The organism is Paenibacillus sp. HWE-109 (genome assembly GCF_022163125.1).
Lineage (GTDB): Bacteria > Bacillota > Bacilli > Paenibacillales > NBRC-103111 > Paenibacillus_E.
In genome coordinates this window covers 6484465-6505160 of sequence record NZ_CP091881.1, presented here as the reverse complement: position 1 = coordinate 6505160, position 20696 = coordinate 6484465, and the positions used below count along the sequence as shown (strand labels likewise).

Below are 20696 nucleotides of genomic sequence, written 5' to 3'. Positions count from 1 at the left end.
CCATATCTTTTTATGAATTTGGAAAGCGTTCTAATTTTCTTCACAATTAGGCTCTATACTGAAGAAAATACGACCAATTCATGAAAAGGTGGAATCCTGGATGAAGCAGCTTCATAAAAAAATGCTGATCGGTACTCTCGCAGCAGGCTTGCTAGTCGGCGGCGGCCTTGCGCTGCAGCATAATCAAGTATTCGCTAATGAAACGAGCACGGCAACATCTGCACCTAAGAAAGATACATTCCAAAACCGCAATCATAAAGGCTTCGAAGGCCGTGGATCCGTAAAAGGCGGCTTCGAATTTGGCAAAGGACCGCAAGATTACGCGGCCATTCTCGGTATTGACCCGACTGTTTTGAAAGAACAAATCAAGCTGGGAAAGACACTCGTTGAGATTGCCAAAGAGAAAGCCAATTTAACCGAAGATGAGCTCCTCAGCAAGTTGACTGCATCCGAGACGAAGAAGATTGACGATGCGCTAAGCGCAGGTAAAATCAAGCAGGAACAGGCCGATAAGCTTAAGTCTGGTCTGGCTGAACGCTTGAAGAAAGCCATCGAAGCCAAACCCAGGGTGATGGATTTCAAGGGGAAACCGAATCAGGGGCCTCACCCGGGCAGTATGCCTGGCGGCATCTGGGGAGATCCGCATAAGCTTGCAGCTATACTGGGCATCACCGAAGATGAGCTGAACAGCGAGCGCAAAGCGGGGAAATCGATTGCCGAAATCGCTGCCGCCAAAGGGATAACGGAAGATCAGCTGATAGCCAAGCTGAAAGACAGCTTAACCGACGAGCTCAAAAGCTTCGTCGAACGCAAAGGCGGGGAACGCCCGAGCGCGCCGCCACATAATGTGGGGCCGAAACAACACCATGTCAAGCCGGGTGGACCCTCAGCTCCAGCTCAACAGTCTTAATCCACAGGCTGCTGCATTGCGATCTTTCGAGATCGTATGCGGCAGCTTTTTTGTGTGCCCCGTCATGATCAATAAATATCTGCCCTTGAAATGGATGTTACCGCATTATAACCAAGGGAACGAGTTGATATAATGAATCGAACGAATCGTTGGAAGCGCTAACATTCCTAGTGCTAGTCAGCGAAGCTATAAAGGGAGGTCATTAACAAATGGTAAAAATGAAACGATGGTTCAGTATGATCATGGCGGTTGTTTTTGCGGCAGGATTGCTGTTTAATCCTCTGACGGCAAGCGTGGAGGCAGCAGGGCCCAAAGCGGTGATATTTCCCTATATCCAACCAGCGAAGTACGCAGCTTCCGTTAACTACACGCTGAAGGCGAACGGAGTGGATATTCCCGTAGTCAAAGCTTTTGACGATTATGATTATGCGAACTTTTCCATGTCCAATGGGCCGGTTACCTTCGAGGTTACGATATTAAATACGGACAAAGTTCACGATTACGCGATTAGCCCCATGAAACTGGGGATTCAGCCGGACAGCGTAGTGGGCCGAACCCTGACGTTCACTACACAGAAAGACGAATATTTGATCGTTACGATGAACAGCAGGAAGACGCGCCTCGTCATTGCGGCTGATCCGGCAGAAACCGATGTTCCTGCAGCTACAGGGACAGGTATTTTCAATGTAGGACAAGCCCCTTATCTAGTTGCCTCAACCGGGGGCCAAACAGGCGTGGCAGCTAGAACAGCAGCCATTCAGCAAGCCATTGACGATGCTAGCAGCTACGGTACCCAGGCAGGGAATGGCGTTCAAGGAATCGTGTACATTCCTGCGGGACAATACTATATTGGCAATCTCGTGCTGAAAAGCAATACCGCGCTGTATATGCAGCCAGGGGCTGCGTTCATAGGAACGGGAAAAACAGCCGATTACAAGGAACACTGGTTCAAGGATTCTATGGGCAGGCCGGCAACCTGGTGGATCTCTACCGCTTTTGACTCGACGAACATCAAGCTGTATGGACGTGGCACGATAGATGGGAATGGCGCTGCGCTATATGCCGATAAATCGACCAATGCCAAAGGCATGATTAACAATCTGGTTGTGCCCATCGCGACATCCAATTTCATCATGGATGGGATTACTATCAGAGAATCCGCGTCTTGGGCGGTTACGCCTGTTCGATCACATGATCTTAGTTTTACGAATGTGAAGTTCTTTAACAGTTTGGGCATGGGGGAAAATGATGGCATCGATGTGTGCGAGTCGCAGAATGTCGTAGTGAGGAATGCGATCGGGATTGCGCTGGATGATCCGTTCTCGACGAAAGCTTGGAAGGAGACGACGGATATTGCCTCAGGCAAAGTACCTTGGCCCGGCAGTCCACAGCCTGTAAGCAATGTTCTTTTTGAAGATGCAATCTCTTGGACATTGTGCTACGGCTTCAAAATCGGTCAAGGGGTTATGCAGGATCAGAATGATATTGTCTTTCGAGATAGTGTCGTGTACAAGGCGGCTGTCGGGTTTGCCATTCATCACAAATATGGCGCTGGCGCTGTGAGCAATGTTACCTTTGAGAATATGGATGTCGAGGATATTAGCGGCTTCAACGAAGATAACAGTGCCTGGATGACGCTGTTTACGGTAAATGGAAGCAATTCGGGTGTAGGTCCGGTCACAGGAATTAAGGTCAAAAATATTACTGTGCGCGATGCTGGGGAGGGTGTCGCCAAAATAAAAGGGATGCCCGATGCGCCGATAAGCGGAATCACATTTGAAAATGTCTACATGCCGGGGAAAGCCCAGCCTGCAACAAACCTATATGAGATGAATTTCGCAAATAAGGATAATTATAGCGATATCACCATTAAACCAGTGCAGAATCCAGAGCCTCGGCCGCAGACGAATTTGGCCCTGAATCATCCAGCGGTGGCTTCCTCTAATGACAGTACGGTGGATACGGCGCCTTGGGCTTTCGACGGAGATATGTCGACCCGGTTCGGTTCCAAAAGAGCCGTCGATCCAGGCTGGATTTATGTTGATTTGGGAACTATTAAATCTATTAATGAAGTTCGGCTTTACTGGGAGGCTGCCTACGCAAAAAGCTATCAAATTCAGGTGTCGAATGATCTGCAAACTTGGAACAATGTGTATAGCACGACCACCGGCAAAGGTTTAATGGAGAAAATTGCATTTAATCAGACCGACGCTCGATACGTAAGGATGTACGGTACAGTAAGGGCTACGCAGTATGGCTATTCCATGTGGGAGTTTGAAGTCTATGGTCCAGAAGTTTTTCCGGAAACCATCGCTTTGAACAAAACAGCTGTGGCTTTGCTTCCAGGTGAAACAGCGTTATTGACAGCAGCGGTGCTGCCAGCAAATACAACGAACAATAAAGCAATATGGTCGTCGAGCAACAAAAATATAGCAGCGGTTGACAGCAACGGACTTGTTACAGCGACAGGACTAGGGACCGCTTCCATTACAGCCAAAACCGCAAACGGAGAATTCAAGGCAGCAGCTACGGTTACAGTGGCTGAACTCAGCAAGCCCCAATTGCTATCTGCCATTGCAGGAGATGGCTACGTGAATCTGAACTGGAGCAACGTAGACAAGGCATTGAATTATCACATTTATGCCAGTACAACAGCTGGTTCATATGGTGCTCCGGTAGCAACGGTTGGCAATGAAGTTTACAAGTACAAGGCTGAAGGGCTGCATAACGGAGATACCTATTACTTCGTCATTAAGGCAGTTCGTGGTGAAAGAGAGAGCGGCGTTTCCAATGAACTATTAGCGGTGCCGCAAATAGCAACACCAGGAGTGCCCCAAGTAACGTCCGCAGTGCCGGGCAGTGAACAAGTGCGTCTCACTTGGGAAGCGATGGACTCGGCCACGAATTATCACATTTATGTCAGCACGAAATCAGGTGAATATGGAAGCGAACTTGCAACTGTAAGCGGCTCTGTTTATACGTATGATGCTGTGGATTTGACCAATGGAACGCCTTATTACTTTGTTCTTAGGGCCAGCAATCCGGGGGGATTAAGTGGAACCTCTCAAGAAGTGAGCGCAACACCGCAAATGTCGCCGCCTGGAACACCAGCCGTTAATGCCCCAGTTGCTGGTAACGGACAAGTAAGTCTCAGCTGGGTCCCGATGGATCGTGTGACGAATTATCATCTTTATGTCAGCACGAAATCAGGTGAATATGGAAGCGAGCTTGCAAATTTAAGCGGCTCTGTTTATACGTATAATGCTGTGGAATTGACCAATGGAACGAAGTACTATTTTACCGTTAAAGCTGAAAATCCGGGTGGAATCAGCGAAGCTTCGAATGAAGTAAGTGCGGTGCCATACACTGAAGAACCTTCGAATAGTGGGGACAATAACCAACCTAGCGCATCTTCGGGACAATCTCCAGCTACCTCTCAAACAGGTGAACTGGGTACTACAGTCAAGGGTGAACTAAACGGTAAATCCCTAACAACCTATACCGTGGATGCTCAAAAGCTGGAACAGCGCTTATCCGCAGGTGGAGAGAGTAGTCTTATTCTTTTGTCGACATCGGATAAAGCCGATGCGTTCATAGGTAAACTGACGGGGCAAATGGTTAAAAGTATGGAGCAAAAGAATGCAGTGCTGGAATTACGAACCGATGCAGCTACTTACACCTTGCCTGCTAAGCAGATTCAAGTTGAAAACTTACAGAAACAATTTGGCGAAAATGTGGAGTTTCAAGATATCGAAATCCAGATTGAAATTGTGAAGCCAAATGAGGATATGTTCCGGCTTATAAAGAATACCCTTTCCACGAGCGATCTGGAACTGAAATCTACGCCAGTTGAGTTCAAAGTGAGTGCAAGCTATAAGGGCCGAACCATAGAGATTGCCCAGTTTAGCAATTATGTGGAAAGAATGCTGCCAATCGAAGATCAAGCCGATGCAGGCCAAATCACGACAGCCGTCGTGATCGACCCAGATGGCACCTTACGGCACGTCCCAACCAAGATTGTGAACTTAGACGGGAAATATTGGGCCCAAATAAATAGTTTGACGAATAGCGTCTACTTTCTGATTGCACACCGCATCGCGTTTGGAGACGTTCAAGATCACTGGGCGAAAAAAGAAGTGACTAATTTGGCAGCGAGAATGGTTATTCAAGGGCAAGATGATACTCACTTCAACCCGGATCAAGATATTACACGAGCGGAGTTCACCGCTATTATCGTTCGGGCGCTAGGATTGAAGCCGCAAAATGGAAGCAGTCAATTCGCTGATGTTACTCCTACTGCGTGGTACCATGATGCGATTCAAACTGCCGCTGCCTACCATCTTATTGGAGGGTATGAGGACGGCACGTTCCGGCCGGCGAATACCATCAATAGGGAACAGGCGATGATGATCATGGCTAATGCCATGAAATTAACAGGTATGAAAGAGAACTTACCGGACGCAGCGCTTCTCGCCAAGTATCAGGATGCTGATCAGGTATCGGAATGGGCGCAAAGAAACTTAGCTATCTGCTTGCAGGGAGGCATCATTGCTGGCCGAACGGACAGTACGCTTGCCCCCAAAGGGCAATTGACGAGAGCAGAAGTTGCCGTTATGTCGCAGCGTCTTCTGCTGCAGGCTGGTTTGATCAATCCGTAAGGATTCGAATTTTGATTAACAGGAAGAGGCTGTCTCACAAGGAGTCTGAAAAGACCTTGGGGCAGCCTCTTTTTTTCTTATAGCTAATAGTTCACCCCAAAGGCTCCTCGAACCAAAGAAATAAGAGCTTCTAGAAGCTCTTATACGTGCCAAAAGCGGTTCATTTTGGGGAATAGGGGTCTTTGGAGGTTACTACTTAGGTCCCCTTATTCAAACCCCTAAAAATTGGTTAAGAATACTTAACGAATTTAATGGAGAAGAGGGATCAGGATGAAAATGAGCCTCGAAGAAATCAAACAAATTAGCCACAGTAGTCCAGATCAAATCGAGAAGGTCATTACGAAACTGCTAGAACGGATCACTGAACTGGAAAACAGAGTAGCCGAGTTGGAGCGCCAGCTAGGGCTTAACAGCAAGAATAGTAGCAAGCCGCCTTCAAGTGACGGGTTTCGTAAGCCCGCAAACTCCCGCATCGCTGGTGGCAAAAAGGGAGCACCCCTAGGTCATGAAGGACACACACTTAGTATGGTGGATGATCCGGATGCCATCCTCGACTTTTGCCTAACTACCTGCCCTGCGTGTCATGCTCCAATGGACCAGGAGAACTGTATAGGCTACGACCGGCGTCAGCAGATCGATCTGCCTGAACCACGCATCCAGACAACCGAGTTTCGCGCTCATACGAGCTGCTGCCCGCAGTGTAGCGGGGTTCATCAGGCTGCTTTTCCGTCGCATGTCAGCGCCTCTGTCCAATATGGAGCTGGTGTTACGGGCTGGATCGTGTATGTGAGTGCGTACCATATGATTCCACTGAAAAGGGTGAGCGAGATGTTTGCGGACCTGACCGGGCATTCGCTGAGCGAGGCTACGGTCATCGCCCATTTGAAGAAATCGCACAAGCAGCTAGGTCCCTATGAGGAACAAATTCGCCAAAACCTGCTGAATGCCGATGTTTTGCACGCTGATGAAACCGGCATTCACGTCGATGGCAAACAGCGATGGCTGCACACCCTCTCTAATGTGGACTGGACGTTCCAGGCGGTTCACGAAAACCGGGGCACCCTCGCTTTTGATGCCATCGGTCTGCTGCCGGCTTACTCGGGCATTCTAGTGCATGACTGCAACGGGCCGTATTTTAAAGAAAAATACACGTTCCAGCATGCCTTATGCAATGCGCACTTACTGCGGGAATGCCAAGGAATCGCCGATTATGATCATCACCAGTGGGCCGTGCAGATGAAACGCTTGCTACAAGTAGCCTGGCGTCTCACGCTAGCCGCCCGTAAAGTCTTGTGCTGCTTAGCTCCGAGTACGGTTAAATGGCTAGAGAATTGGTACGATGACATCCTGCAGCAGGGCGAGCTGGAATGGAATCAAGGGCGTACCAAAGCCAAAACCGGACCGCAAGGCAGGCAAAGCAAAAGTAAATCGGCCAATCTGGGTGAACGTTTCCGTCGTCACAAGGAACCGATTCTCCGGTTTATTCAACCGGTTTATTCAAGATGTCCGTGTTCCTTTTGACAACAATGTCGCCGAACGAGACTTGCGGATGGCCAAGGTCAAAGCCAAAGTCTCCGGCTTATTCCGTACCTGGGACGGGGCTCATCAGTTCGCCCGCGCGCGCGGCTTCATTTCAACCCTTCGTAAACAAAATTTACCTGTACTCTCGACGCTTATTGTTACTTTTCGTGGGGAGTTTCGTTTTCCGCGTTTGGAAGAAGGTAAGTAGTAACCTTTGGAGACTCTAATCGTCACCCAATTCCACTCAAACTCCTCCATATTAATAAATAAAAGCCCCTAGGAGCTCTTATACGCGCCGAAATCGGCTCATTTTGGGAAATAGCAGTCTTTCGAGACTCTTATCCTGAGTTGCGCCTACCCCCAAACGCGAATTTGTTTGGAATGCTCCTGTTAGCGAAAGGGGGCAATATAGCGAATGTAGATCATGAGCGGAAAGTAGGATCATGCAGCTTATTCATCCCAGGTATGGAAGGAAAAGAGGCAGTTTCATCCCTCATTGCACTTGGTAAGCTGTCTGGCAACAAAACGAGATTGAAGCCATCGTGTAGGGGAACTACAGGGTGCTATTTGAGCGAAATGAGCTGATTTTGACTAGAGAGGGAACTACAGGGTCTTATTTGCCCCTAAATGCTTCCATTTTGGCTGAATTGCGTAAAATAGAGGATCATAGTTCCCTTTTGCTTGCGGAAGTGTCGGCTTTTTGGGAAATAGAGGATCATAGTTCCCACTCAGGGGGGGAGAGGGATCTGAATCAAATCCCAATATCAGATTAAATCAATAAAGGGAAATGATCGAATTAGGCGAATTATTAAATATTAAGCATACCTGCCAGATAAAGACACATTGTTAAGCTCATACATACGGATATCAGGGGAAGTGATTTTGTGTTCAAAAGTAAGCGCTTTCGAAATAATTGGATCATGATTCTCCTTATTTCCAGTATTCCTGGGCTTATCTTCGGAGGTTTCATTTATTGGCTGGCTGGAGGGCGTCTGGAAAATGAGCTGCTCCAAATGCATAATAAACAGATTCAGCTAAGAGCAGCTAACATTGACGAGCAGTTCGCTTATTTGGAGACGTCGGTTATGCACTGGGCTTTCGATCCCAGTTTTAGTTACTCATTAGCAAGTCTAACTCTATCGCGTGATTTCGAGATTGCTCGCAACATGACGCAGACACTAGCTAATATGAAAGGCGCCAATCCACTTGCTTTGGAAACCGAGTTATTCTTGGAAGGGGCAGCCCCGGTGCGGTTTCATCCGCAGTATGAAGCAATAACGAGCGCTGTGCAGATCGAAGGATATAGGAGTTTGCTCGCGATTGATAAGAAGGTTTTCTGGTCTCAGCATACTTCGGAATCCGGTTTTCCACGTGATAACGCCCTGTCGTTAATGGTGAAGATACCTGAAACCAACGAGAACCCATTTGGCGTCATTGCAGTTCGGCTCGACACCGAGAAGGTCGCCAAATTGCTGCAAACGTTGGCCCCGTATACCGACGGGGGAACGTTTCTATTGGAGGAAAATGGCGATCGATTGCTGTCTAGTTCGGGGAGAGGGCCAGCATCGCAACTGGATGAAGCTATTAAGCGTGAGGTGCTGGCCAGGAAGACCCAATCAGGCTCATTCCTGTTTGAATGGAACCAAGCGACGTATACGGTAGCGTTCGGTACCATGTCACGCGTCGGTACCACTTGGACGTATGTCACGGCTTCGCCGATCAGCGCAATTACCAAGCCGGTCGTTTTTATTTCTCAATTGGTTTTGACGCTAAGCATCGCGATGCTGCTACTCGCGTTCGTTTTATCTTGGCTGGCTTCCCGGCGTATCTATTCACCTATCGCACAGTTAGTCAACTTGCTAACGGGGAAGACAGGCATAGCGGCGCTCCGGAAAGAACAAAATGATGATTTTAAGATTATTGAGAAAGAATGGCTGAATTTAACTCGAGAGAGTATGACGCTTCAGAATAAGCTGGAGGAACAGCTCCCGCATCTTAAGGAAGGCTTCCTGCTGCAACTTGTTCAAGGGTATCTCTATTCATACTCCGAGCAAGCTCTCCTGGAGCGAATGCGCAATTTTGGAAGGTCAGTGGACAATCGGCAATACGCCATGCTGTATATTCAATTGAGCGGGTTTGAAAATTTGGAGGGGCGCTTCTCGTCCGGCGACGAAGGGTTGGTCACTTTCGCTGCTGCCAATATTACGAAGGAGCTGGCGTCGAGTCGGTTCGAACAAGCAGAAGTGTTGAACTTTCACGATTTGTCCATTGGTATCCTCATTATTCTTTCAGAAGGAATTGAAAAGCCAGAAGTAATTAGAACGTTCAGCCAAGAACTGACTCAAGGAATTCATAACACGCTGAAAATGTACGTATCGGTTACCATCGGCAATTTTGCTTTGTCTATTGTGCATGTGCCCTCCCGTTTCGAGGAAGCGATGCAGGCATCCAGCAGACGTCGTTTCGAAAGCCTTAACCAAATTATCGATCTGGAAACGCTGGATGAACTCGAGAAAGAGAACCATGAAATTCATTATCCATTCGCACTCGAAAGAGAGATTATTCAAGCGATCCGGGTCGGTCACATTGAAGAAGCGAAGCAGCTTATTCAGGCTTTTATGGACGAATTGCTCGAACGCGGAGCCAAGGTGATCGATATTCAGCAAGGCATGCTTCAATTGTTGGGAAGTATCCTGCATGCGATTCGGCTTGCGAACTTGGATCCAAACCGAATATTTAAATCGGCTAATTTATACGAACAACTTATGCAAATCGGAGACCCGCAGAAAATGATCTCCTGGTTCCACGATAAAGTAGTGAGTCCATTCATGCTGGAGCTGGAATCCCGATCTGATGCACAAATGAAGAAGACAGTAGAAATTACAATGATTTATCTGCAGACCAATTACATGAAGGATATATCGCTGGACAGCTGCGCTGATTACGCGGGCACGAATACGGTTGCGCTAAGCAAATTATTCAAGCAGGTCAGCGGCAAAAATTTTATTGACTATTTAACCGAGCTTCGTATCGGCAAAGCGAAGGAGCTTTTACGTGATACGGATATGAAAATCAATGACATTGCCGAAATGGCAGGCTATCAGCCAAGCTATTTTAACCGCATTTTCAAGAAACAAGAAGGCATAACGCCAAGTCGATATCGGGAGTTAAACAGAAACTAATCGCGTCATCCTGCAAAACCGCCTATAGAGGCGGTTTTTTTGTGTTTGAAAAAAAGTCTTAATTCCGCAAAAAAGTGAAATATCCCGTCCTATAGGGTGTTAGAAAGTGTCATTGATGGAAATTCCCCCAGCTACTAATCTGGAACCAAGGAACCAAATAAATCCGGAAAGGGGTACATGAGAAATGGAACAGATCAAGCAAGTCCGCGTGCATTGGCTGGAAAAAGCGCTCCCGAACTCTTGCGGCGTTACTTGGGGAGTACCTTGGCCTCAAGGTGAATTGGATCGGCTGAAAGCCAGTTCGTTCACCCTGATGAATCCGTCAGGAGATCCATTGAAGATTCAGAGTTGGCCAACAGCCTATTGGCCTGACGGGAGTGTGAAGTGGACAGCGCACGCTGCGTCGTTCAACAAGCCAGAAAGTGAAGGCTATTTACTGCAAGCTGTGGATGAAGAGTCTAAAGCGTACCAGGCAGATTCACACCTGAAGGTTACACAATCTGCTGATGAAGTGACCGTCGATACCGGTGTAATCCGATGTATCGTAGGTAAGCAGGGAAAGGCATTAATCCGCGCTCTCTATCAGGGAGAGAAGTTAATCAGCTCGGAAGGTTCGCTTGTTTGTATGCGTGAGGAGCGGCGGACGACAGCGAGCGGCCGTGTTTACCAGGAAGAATCATTCAGCGGCGAGGTCACATCCGTAATGATTGAACAGATGGGCCCTTCACGCGTCGTACTTATGGTGGAGGGCGGGCATCTCTCCAGGGCAGGCAATCGTTCATGGCTCCCCTTCAGACTGCGTCTATATTTCTATGCCAACCAAGCATCGATTCGGATTGTTCATACCTTCTTATTCGATGGAAATCCGCAGGAGGATTTCGTGAAAGGGCTTGGCATTTCGTTCGGTTTGCCGCTGACGGCCCCCCTGTATAACAGGTATGTTCGTTTTGCCGGCGATACTGGCTTTTTCAGTGAATCGCCCCGTCACTTGTCAACATGGCGAACGAAGGGCGTCTATACGGATATGTTCCGGCAGCAGCAAGCCGGTGAGCCGATAGTCTTCGATCCAGAGAAGGATGCCAACTTCAAGAGGCTGCTGGATGATTCCGCTTCATGGGACAGCTACAAGTTAACTCAACTTTCCGCCGACTCTTATGCTGTTGTCAAACAAACCAATGGAGCATGCAGTTGGGTGAAGGCCGTCAGCGGCAATCGTTCGAGAGGGCTCGCATATGCCGGAGACGCTTACGGCGGACTTGCAGCCGGGCTGCGCAATTTTTGGCAGAAGCACCCTGCATCTCTGGAAGTAACCGGGATGACGACAGATGAGGCCAAGCTAACGCTCTGGTTCTGGTCGCCGGATGCGGCGGCTATGGATATGCGCCATTATGATACGGCAACACATGTGGAATCCGCCTATGAAGGAGCGGAAGAGCTGGGCAGCACACCTTATGGAATCGGTAATACGAACGAGCTTATGCTTTGGTGCTGCGAGGGGACTCCGACAGCTGCGGAACTTGCTGATATGACCGAACATGTTCAAGCCCTGCCGCAGCTCATCTGCGAACCAGCACGTTATCATGATACGAACGTATTCGGTATCTGGAGCCTGCCTGACCGCAGTACGCCTGCCAAAGCTTGGATGGAAGAGCAACTCGACGCCTGCCTGAGCTTCTACAAGCAGGAGGTCGAACAACGAAGGTGGTACGGTTTCTGGGATTATGGGGATTTCATGCATACGTATGATGACGTAAGACATGAATGGAGATACGATGTAGGCGGATTTGCCTGGCAGAATACGGAGCTTGTGCCGAATATCTGGCTATGGCTTTCCTTCTTGCGATCGGGCCGAGCCGATTTGTTCCGCATGGCCGAAGCTATGACGCGTCATACGAGTGAAGTCGATATGTATCATTTGGGCGAATATGCCGGGCTCGGTTCTCGACATAACGTCGTTCACTGGGGCTGCGGTTGCAAGGAAGCGCGTATCGCCATGGCAGGACTGCACCGGTATTATTACTTCTTGACAGCAGATGAACGAATTGGCGATATTTTGGCGGAGGTGGCTGACGCCGATTTCGCGACCGTTGTCATTGACCCGATGCGAGCCTATTTCCCGAAGGATGAACATCCAACCCACGTGAGGAGCGGCCCGGACTGGGCAGCCTTCAGTTCCAATTGGATGTCGCAATGGGAGCGCTTCGAGACTTCTCAATACCGGGATAAGATTCTGCAAGGGATTAAGAATTTGAAGGCTGCACCCTTCCGGCTTTTATCAGGAACTACATTCGGATACGATCCCAACAGCGGAACTCTTACCCATATCAGCGACGGTAATTACGCGTATCACATGGTCGTTTCTTTCGGTGCTCCGCAAGTGTGGATCGAGCTTGCACACCTGCTTTCCGATCCGGAGTGGGACGACATGCTCGTAGAATTTGGGGAATTCTATTACCTAGAACCTGAAGAGAGGTTAGCCCGCACGAATGGTATTCTGCATGCTGACAAGTTCAGCTGGCCGATGTTTGCGGCAGGGATGGCTGCTTACGCTGCCAATAGGCGCGGCAATACGGAATTGGCTGTGAAAACATGGCGTATCCTTATGGAGAATCGTCTGCCGGGTGAAAGTGAGGACGCAACACGCACGTATCCAGTGCCTGAGCTCGCCTATGTTCGACCTATTCATGAACTGCCAACCATCACGACGAACGTCACATCGCAATGGTCATTGAATGCGATCCTATGTCTGGAGCTGATTGGAAACGAACTGCCGATGGGAGATGAACGGTTTTGAAATACGTAACGATGAATGAATTGGAGATTAAACAAGCGATCGACCAGATTGTAAACAGAACGTTTCAGATGGATATGACATGGGATTGGCCAGCCGGCGTCGCTTTCTATGGAGTAGGACAAGCATTTCGGGCTACGGGTGAAACGAAGTATTTGGAACCACTACGGGCATGGATCGATGAGCAGTTCGAGGATGGCATTCCGCCATTAACAGTTAACGCGGTATCCATCGGTCATACCTTGCTTACCCTTTACGAGCAAACCCAATCCGAACGTTATCTGGAAACAGCTGTCCAGATGGCGGAATTCCTGAGAACGGATGCTGTTCGATTCGCTGATGGCGTTTTTCAGCATACCGTCTCGCAAAATTACGATTTTCCGCAGCAAGCTTGGGTGGATACGATGTTTATGGCCGGCTATTTTCTGATTCGTATCGGAACGCTGCTGCGCAGAAACGATTGGCTGGAGGATGGTTTGCTCCAGTACCATGCACATGAGCGTTTCTTGCAGGATCGGGAAACGAATTTGTACCTACACGGTTGGGACCATATCGCTCAGAACAACATGTCCGGCGTTTATTGGGCGCGGGGCAATTCATGGGCGGCTTATACGATGTCCGAAGCGCTGCATCTTGTAGAAGTTACACATCCGTCCTACATGAAAATTTACGATTCGCTGCGCGATCAACTCAGCAGCATCGTACGGCTTCAATCCGATCAAGGGCTTTGGCATACGGTACTGAACGATCCAACAGCCTATGAGGAAACATCGGGCTCCGCGGGTCTTGCTGCGGGATTGATACGGTATAATGAAGCCATCGGCGCGCCTATGTACAATAAATATATTCAGAAGACTGTGCCTGCCATAGTATCGAAAGTTTCGCATAACGGCACTGTGCTGGATGTATCTGCCGGAACAGCGGTAATGAAAGACGCCGAGGGATATAAAGGGGTCGCACATGGGCGGATTCAAGGCTGGGGGCAGGGTCTGGCATTAGTCTTCCTATCTGCACTTCTTACGTACAAATGGGCAACGAATAATTCACAACAGGAGTAAGGATTTCATGCTAATCATTTTTTTCTAGGTTCATACTTTTTTGCTAAAGCGCTTTCGAAATAGTGTTATTGTCAGAAATTTTCGAATCCTATAGTGTTTAACCTACAAAGCCACAAGCTGAAATCTCAACTGCGAAGGAGTGAGAACATGATCAAAACATCGGAAGCTGAACAGCACATCGTGCCTGTCCCAACTGCAGTAACTTCCAAGCGCAGCACGTTGATAGCCAAAGTAGTTAGAGATAAATACTTGCTGTTGCTGCTGCTGCCGGGATTGGCCTACTTCTTATTATTTAAATATGTTCCGATGTGGGGGGTCCTGTTAGCTTTCAAAAATTATCAGCCTTACGTTGGTTTTTTGGGGAGCGAGTGGGTCGGGCTAGCTAATTTCAAGCAATTTTTTCAAGATCCTGTTTTCTTCCAATTGATACGCAATACGCTTCTGCTTGGTTTGTATGATATGGTGTTTTTCTTCCCGGCGCCAATCATCCTGGCTATATTGTTAAATGAAGTCCGTAAATCTTTTTATAAACGGTTCATTCAATCGCTGATTTATATTCCGCATTTTATTTCGATGGTTATCGTTGCCAGTATTTCTTATCTTCTTCTGACGACCGAAGGTGGGGTCATCAATGAATGGGTGCTGAAGCTGTTCGGGCATAAAATCGACTTTCTAACAAGTGAGAACTGGTTTCGTCCCATGATCATTACACAGAGTATTTGGAAAGAGATGGGCTGGGGAACGATCATCTTCCTCGCAGCGCTTGCGGGGGTGGATCAAGAGCAATATGAAGCCGCCATCGTGGATGGAGCGAACCGATTTCGCCAGCTATGGCACATTACGCTGCCAGCTATTCAGGGGACTATCATTGTTGTGCTGATTTTGCGTATGGGCCACTTTATGGATCGTGGATTCGAACAAGTTTTATTAATGATTAACCCGCTAAACAGGCCGGTTGCCGAAGTATTCGACACTTATGTTTATACGGCGGGGATCATTCAGGGCGCTTTCAGCTATAGTGCCGCAGTAGGGCTATTTAAAGCCATTATCAGTGTCATTCTCGTATTCACAACCAATTATTTGGCCAAAAAGGCTGGGCATTCCGGTATATTCTGATGGAAAGGAGGAGACCACGATGAACACACGTCATATGTCTGTAGGCGAAAAATGCTTTGATATCGCCAACTATTTGTTTCTTGCGATTGTTGCTCTTGTCATGATTCTTCCAGTTATGTATATCGTGGCGGGGTCGTTTGCAAGCGATCTGGAGATCGGAAGCAGATCCTTTTTCCTTATCCCCAAGGACATTACATTCGATGCTTATAAATTTGTTTTTAAAGATAACACGCTGCCACGCAGTTTGGTTGTATCCGTATTTATAACGGTAGGAGGGACCCTTGTAAATCTATTTTTCACCTTTACGATGGCCTATGCGTTATCGCGGAAGCAGATGATTGGCCGGAATATTGTCTTGAATATGATCATCTTTACGATGGTATTTAGCGGTGGGATTATTCCTACATATTTGGTTGTAAAAAGTTTGGGACTATTGAACACCTACTGGGCGGTCATGCTGCCTGTCGCGATCAATGCCTTTAATTTAATTGTCGTGAAATCATTTTTTCAAGAAATCCCGAACGAACTGATTGAATCAGCCCGAATTGATGGGTGCAACGATATTGGTGTGCTGTGGCGAATTGTGCTGCCGCTCTCTAAGCCAGTAATCGCAACGTTTGCTCTTTTCTACGCGGTTGCCCATTGGAATGATTTCTTCAATGCTTTGATTTATCTATCTGACGCCAAGAAGTGGCCGATGCAGGTTCTCTTGCGGCAAATTGTTCTTATGGCAACGGGAGCGCTTGAAATGGGAACTTACGATCCTACTTACGTAAAACCGCCGGATCAATCGATTAAAATGGCGATCATTGTCGTGGGTACATTGCCGATTTTGATGGTATACCCATTTATTCAAAAGTATTTTGCCAAAGGTGTTTTAATCGGTGCAGTAAAAGGTTAAAGCGCTTTCGTGTTGGCGCAGCGGTGGCTATTTTCGGATTGTCGCAGTATTCGTCCAAGATCGGAAAAGGGTTGAAGACAGAGGGCTGCTTCATCATAAACAAGCACATTTTGAACGGGCAAAGGGAGGAAATAAACGATGAATTGGGATAAAAAGAAAAAACCATTATTTGCAACAACCAGCGTGATATTGGCAGTTACAGTTATTGCGGGGTGCAGCTCGGATACCGGCGGATCCAAAGCGACAAATACACCTAAGACGACTACAGGAGCGACGCCGACTGCCAATGAAAAGCCTTTCCCGATTAGTATTATGTTGAAGAGCTACTACAATGATACGGCTACCCCGGAAAGTAAAGTGTGGAAGAAAGTAGAAGAATATACGAACACAAAGCTCGATTTCCAATTTGTACCTGATGCTAGCTATAACGATAAACTGAACATAACGCTTGCTTCCGGCTCTGTTCCTTCGCTTCTATTTGTAAATAACGCGAAGTTGCCCGCTGTTGCCAACGCCATCAAAGGAGGCGCATTCTGGGAGATCGGTCCTTATCTCAAAGATTATCCGAATCTTAAACAAGCAAACCCAACTGTTCTTAACAATACGTCAGTTAACGGCAAATTCTATGGCCTCTACGTATCCCGCCCGATCGGACGGATGGGGATCAGCTATCGTAAGGATTGGCTTGATAATTTAGGCATGAAGGAGCCGCAGACAATCGATGAATTTTATGCCATGTTAAAGGCATTCACCACCAACGATCCTGATAAAAACGGCAAAAATGATACGTACGGCATGGTTGTAACCAAATATGCGGGTCCTTTTGATATTATGCAAACTTGGTTCGGGGCTCCCAATAAGTGGGCTGAGAAAGACGGCAAGCTGATACCTGCCCATTTGACCCCAGAATATATGGAGGCACTTAAGTTCTTCAAAAAACTGTATGACGAGAAGCTAATCAATCAAGATTTTGCTGTTTATGATTCCGCGAAATGGAATGATCCGATCATTAACGGACAAGCGGGTGTGGCGGTTGACGTCACAGAACGCTCTTATCAAATTGAAGAGAAAATGAAGCAAGTCAATCCGAAGGGCAGTATTGATTTAATTGGAGCAGTTAGCGGACCTACCGGTCTTCATAACCAACCGACAGCTGGACACAACGGCATGTTTCTGATTTCGAAATCCAGTGTTAAAACCGAAGCTGATTTGAAGAAAGTGCTGACTTTCTTGGATAAAACCAATGATAAAGACATGCAAGCGCTGCTCAACTTTGGAATTGAAGGTGTTCACTATAAAATAGAGGACGGCAAACAGGTTATTCTTATCGTTCCGACTGACCCTATGGCTCCTGATATTAATAACAAGAATATGAACCAGATTTTATCTTCGATTCCGTACATTATACCTGATATGTTCAAGCCTTCTACACCGCTTCGCACGAAGTCGGTCGATGTGCAAAAAGCAAATGAGAAGATCATTGTCACAAATCCCGGAGAACCATTCACAACGACAACCTATACGCAAAAAGGTGCGCAACTGGATCAAATGGTGGAAGATGCAAGAATTAAATTCATTGTCGGCAAAACGGATGAGGCTGGCTATAAAGCCGACATGGATTTGTGGAAAAAGAGCGGTGGCGATGACTATACGAAAGAAATAAGCGAAGCTTTCGCTGCAAGCAAGGTTAAGTAAGGACATACGGCAAGTAACTGAACTTACACTTAAGGATAGGTCCAGTCGCTCAATAGGACTGGACCGAAAGGAGTGATTGCGATGACAATGGCAAGAACCAGAGGCGGTAAAGGAACAGTTTGGCCTTCGGAACAGCGCAGTTATACAGATTTGATCACGGGTGTAACCGTAACTCAGCTAACGAATCACTGCTCGCACAGTCACCATATCTATTTTACGAATAACGGCTTCTATGGGGATGGGAAGCTGCTCTTTGGATCGGACCGCGAGAATGTTACCAATCTATACAGCATGGATTTGCACAATGGTACTATGACGCAACTAACGGATTTGGAACGAGGAAGTGAATCCAGGATTCAAGGAACCTTTCTTCATCCAGACGGGCATGAGGCCTATTTCTATTATGACAACTCAATCATGGCAATCAACCTGGGAACGATGGAAGAAAGGATTCTCTATACGATTCCACAGGATTATAAATTCGGCAGCTTGAGTTGCACCGCAGACGGGCAGTGGTTATGCTTTGGCCTGAATCAGGATTTAACGCAAAGTATTGCGATGGATACCAAGAATGGTTACTTGGGATTTGAGGAGTATTTCCGCGCGAAGCCGCACAGTATGATTATGGCGGTATCGCCTGCGAACGGAAAAGTGAAAAAGCTCCATGAGGATCAGCTGTGGATCGGCCACGTCAATACATCGCCAACGCAGCCTCATCTGTTAACATTTTGTCATGAAGGGCCTTGGGAACAGATTGATCATCGGATCTGGGTGCTGGATATCGAAACGGGACGTAATTGGAAGGTAAAGGATAAAATGGCCAAGGAATATGTCGGTCACGAATATTGGATGTCAGACGGTATTCACATTGGCTATCACGGTTTTACCAACTCTCTTGAAGATCATACGGGGAAAATTATCGGATCTGTCCTTTTTGATAATAGTCACATCCAGCAGTACGAATTTCCATTTCAGAATATGCATGTTCATTCTAATGATCTATCGCTTGTCATCGGTGACGGACAGCAAACGAGCGCTTATCATGGGCAGCAATTTCAAGATACGCTGCAAGTATGGCGGAACGACGGTAATGGGTTCCAAGGCCCGCGTATATTGTGCAAGCACCGGGGCAGTTTCCATACGCAGAATCTTCACGTTCATCCAAGACTAAGCCCGGACGGTAAACAGGTGTTGTTTACTAGTGATATGTCGGGATACGGCAACTTGTATCTGGTCGACATGCCAGAATTCGATTCGTTACCCGAGATGCCGGCAACATGAAGACCCAACCGAATCTGCTTCTCATCTTTACGGACCAGCAGCGATGGGATACGTTAGGGGTCTATGGAAATAAAATTATTCAAACGCCACATTTGGATCGCATGGGGCGGGAAGGGGCCGTCTTCGAGAACGCGATTACTCCGTATCCGCTTTGTGCGCCTGCCAGAGCTTGTACCATGACGGGGTTTGCTGCGGGAAAGACGCATGTGTTCAATAACGAATCAGCCTCAGCTATGGGGGAGGATGAATCGATTGCAGCTTATTTGTCCCAAGCTGGATACCACACTCAGGCGATCGGGAAGATGCATTTTACACCTGACGAGCAAACGTATGGGATGGATCATCTTATTTTATCAGAAGAAATGAGAGGTGTACGCACAGCTGGAAGCTTAGAGGAGATCCGGTTCGATGATTATGACCGCTACCTGATGGAGCATGATGCCTGGGGGTGGGAGAAACCTCCGGAGATTGGTTATAACGAACTGAAGCCGCTTGTGAACGGCCTGCCCAAAGAACTTCATATCACGCAATGGTGCGGGGATCGAACCGTAGAGTGGCTTCAAAAAGAAAGACCCTCTGACCAACCCTTCTTCCTGTGGACATCGTTCGTCAAACCACATGCTCCTTTCGATTGTCCTTCGCACTTGACGGATTTGTATGCGCCGGAAGACATGCCGCTGCCTTGGGTATCCGATATGGATGGAACATCGAAAAACCCTTATCTCGCATCGCATCGTCAAGCAATGGAAGCTGATCTATACTCAGAGCATGCCGTACGTACAAACCGTGCCTATTATTATGCCAATATTACTTTTATTGATGAACAAATAGGTCGGATTATGCAAACGTTGGAGGAAGAAGGACTGGCTGACAATACGCTCGTTATTTTCACATCGGATCATGGTGAACTGCTGGGCGACCACCGATTATGGTTTAAAAACCTAGGGCATGAGGGCAGCTTGCACATTCCGATGTTAGCCTGGTGGCCTGGCGTTATTGCACCGGGGACCCGCTGTGAAGCATTGACGACCCTGCTTGATATTTTTCCGACACTTGTCAATCGGACAAGCGAGAAGCCCGAGCCTGACGGCAGATCCGGTTTGGATCTGTTGGAACTGCTTACGAATCCTTCATCGGTACGGCGAGAGGTCGTCTGTTCCGAATTTTATGTGGCACCCAACTATATGCTCCATGTTCGCAGCAAAGAGTGGAAGTATCTCTTTTATCAGAATGGCGGTTACGAAGAGCTGTACCATCTCCTGTCTGATCCGCATGAACTTGTTGATTTGGCGGATAGTCCTGACTTCCAGTATGTTAAAGAGGAGCTTCAAAAGGCAGCTGTTCGTTGGGTCATCAACTATGGAAATCCTGAAATCGCACTCGATGAAACAGGTTCTAAATTGAAAGTGATGCCGTTTCGGCCGCAAGAAGCCAAATCTAATCCAAGACCGTTCTCGCGAATGCCGTGGGATTCCAGAGTTCCGCCTTCGTTGCTCTCTATAGAGCAACGTTCCTGGTTTTGGAAGGAAATGGGCGGGGATTGGAGCGGAATTATCCGCTTATTGAGGGGAGGCAAGTAGTTG

Annotated in this window: 12 protein-coding genes; all 12 read left to right on the top strand. The window is 47.6% G+C overall.

Annotated features, from left to right (window positions below; translation table 11 throughout):
• Positions 1 to 100 precede the first annotated feature (100 nt).
• Complete coding sequence (locus LOZ80_RS27745; protein ID WP_238167696.1) at positions 101 to 910, top strand: hypothetical protein; 810 nt, start codon at positions 101 to 103, stop codon at positions 908 to 910.
• Positions 911 to 1119: 209 nt separating this feature from the next.
• The gene (locus tag LOZ80_RS27740) at positions 1120 to 5568 is read left to right on the top strand and encodes an S-layer homology domain-containing protein (RefSeq protein ID WP_238167695.1); all 4449 of its coding nucleotides are present in this window, start codon (positions 1120 to 1122) and stop codon (positions 5566 to 5568) included.
• A gap of 270 nt (positions 5569 to 5838) precedes the next feature.
• On the top strand, positions 5839 to 7089 hold the full coding sequence (tnpC, locus tag LOZ80_RS27735; protein ID WP_238167694.1) for an IS66 family transposase: 1251 nt from the start codon (positions 5839 to 5841) through the stop codon (positions 7087 to 7089).
• A 28-nt stretch (positions 7090 to 7117) separates the two neighbouring features.
• Entirely contained in the window at positions 7118 to 7297 is a 180-nt protein-coding gene (locus LOZ80_RS27730) for a hypothetical protein (protein ID WP_238167693.1), read from the top strand.
• Between the two features lie 676 nt (positions 7298 to 7973).
• A complete protein-coding gene (locus LOZ80_RS27725) occupies positions 7974 to 10271 on the top strand; it encodes an AraC family transcriptional regulator (protein WP_238167692.1) in 2298 nt (765 codons plus the stop codon).
• A gap of 184 nt (positions 10272 to 10455) precedes the next feature.
• Positions 10456 to 13065, top strand: coding sequence for an exo-rhamnogalacturonan lyase family protein (locus LOZ80_RS27720; protein WP_238167691.1), 2610 nt, complete (start codon positions 10456 to 10458; stop codon positions 13063 to 13065).
• 11 nt (positions 13066 to 13076) lie between these two features.
• Positions 13077 to 14120: a glycoside hydrolase family 88/105 protein gene (locus LOZ80_RS27715; RefSeq protein WP_238173135.1), complete on the top strand. Its 1044-nt coding sequence runs from the start codon at positions 13077 to 13079 to the stop codon at positions 14118 to 14120.
• 150 nt (positions 14121 to 14270) lie between these two features.
• On the top strand, positions 14271 to 15236 hold the full coding sequence (locus LOZ80_RS27710) for an ABC transporter permease (protein ID WP_443147087.1): 966 nt from the start codon (positions 14271 to 14273) through the stop codon (positions 15234 to 15236).
• Positions 15237 to 15255: 19 nt separating this feature from the next.
• A complete protein-coding gene (locus LOZ80_RS27705) occupies positions 15256 to 16137 on the top strand; it encodes a carbohydrate ABC transporter permease (protein ID WP_238167689.1) in 882 nt (293 codons plus the stop codon).
• A gap of 138 nt (positions 16138 to 16275) precedes the next feature.
• Positions 16276 to 17832 (top strand): extracellular solute-binding protein, encoded by a 1557-nt coding sequence (locus LOZ80_RS27700; protein WP_238167688.1) that lies wholly within the window; start codon positions 16276 to 16278, stop codon positions 17830 to 17832.
• 81 nt (positions 17833 to 17913) lie between these two features.
• Positions 17914 to 19113 carry an oligogalacturonate lyase family protein gene (locus tag LOZ80_RS27695; protein WP_238167687.1) on the top strand — a complete coding sequence of 400 codons (1200 nt, stop codon included), beginning with the start codon at positions 17914 to 17916 and terminating at the stop codon, positions 19111 to 19113.
• Positions 19110 to 20693, top strand: coding sequence for a sulfatase family protein (locus LOZ80_RS27690; protein WP_238167686.1), 1584 nt, complete (start codon positions 19110 to 19112; stop codon positions 20691 to 20693). Before LOZ80_RS27695 ends, LOZ80_RS27690 begins: the two co-directional genes overlap by 4 nt.
• Positions 20694 to 20696 lie beyond the last annotated feature (3 nt).

What these genes read in the sequence shown, in the direction of transcription:
- LOZ80_RS27740 (WP_238167695.1), top strand. Translation starts at nt 1,120, where the DNA reads ATGGTAAAAATGAAACGATGGTTCAGTATGATCATGGCGGTTGTTTTT.
- LOZ80_RS27745 (WP_238167696.1), top strand. Translation starts at nt 101, where the DNA reads ATGAAGCAGCTTCATAAAAAAATGCTGATCGGTACTCTCGCAGCAGGC.
- LOZ80_RS27695 (WP_238167687.1), top strand. Translation starts at nt 17,914, where the DNA reads ATGACAATGGCAAGAACCAGAGGCGGTAAAGGAACAGTTTGGCCTTCG.
- LOZ80_RS27690 (WP_238167686.1), top strand. Translation starts at nt 19,110, where the DNA reads ATGAAGACCCAACCGAATCTGCTTCTCATCTTTACGGACCAGCAGCGA.
- LOZ80_RS27720 (WP_238167691.1), top strand. Translation starts at nt 10,456, where the DNA reads ATGGAACAGATCAAGCAAGTCCGCGTGCATTGGCTGGAAAAAGCGCTC.
- tnpC (WP_238167694.1), top strand. Translation starts at nt 5,839, where the DNA reads ATGAAAATGAGCCTCGAAGAAATCAAACAAATTAGCCACAGTAGTCCA.
- LOZ80_RS27715 (WP_238173135.1), top strand. Translation starts at nt 13,077, where the DNA reads ATGAATGAATTGGAGATTAAACAAGCGATCGACCAGATTGTAAACAGA.
- LOZ80_RS27705 (WP_238167689.1), top strand. Translation starts at nt 15,256, where the DNA reads ATGAACACACGTCATATGTCTGTAGGCGAAAAATGCTTTGATATCGCC.
- LOZ80_RS27730 (WP_238167693.1), top strand. Translation starts at nt 7,118, where the DNA reads ATGGCCAAGGTCAAAGCCAAAGTCTCCGGCTTATTCCGTACCTGGGAC.
- LOZ80_RS27700 (WP_238167688.1), top strand. Translation starts at nt 16,276, where the DNA reads ATGAATTGGGATAAAAAGAAAAAACCATTATTTGCAACAACCAGCGTG.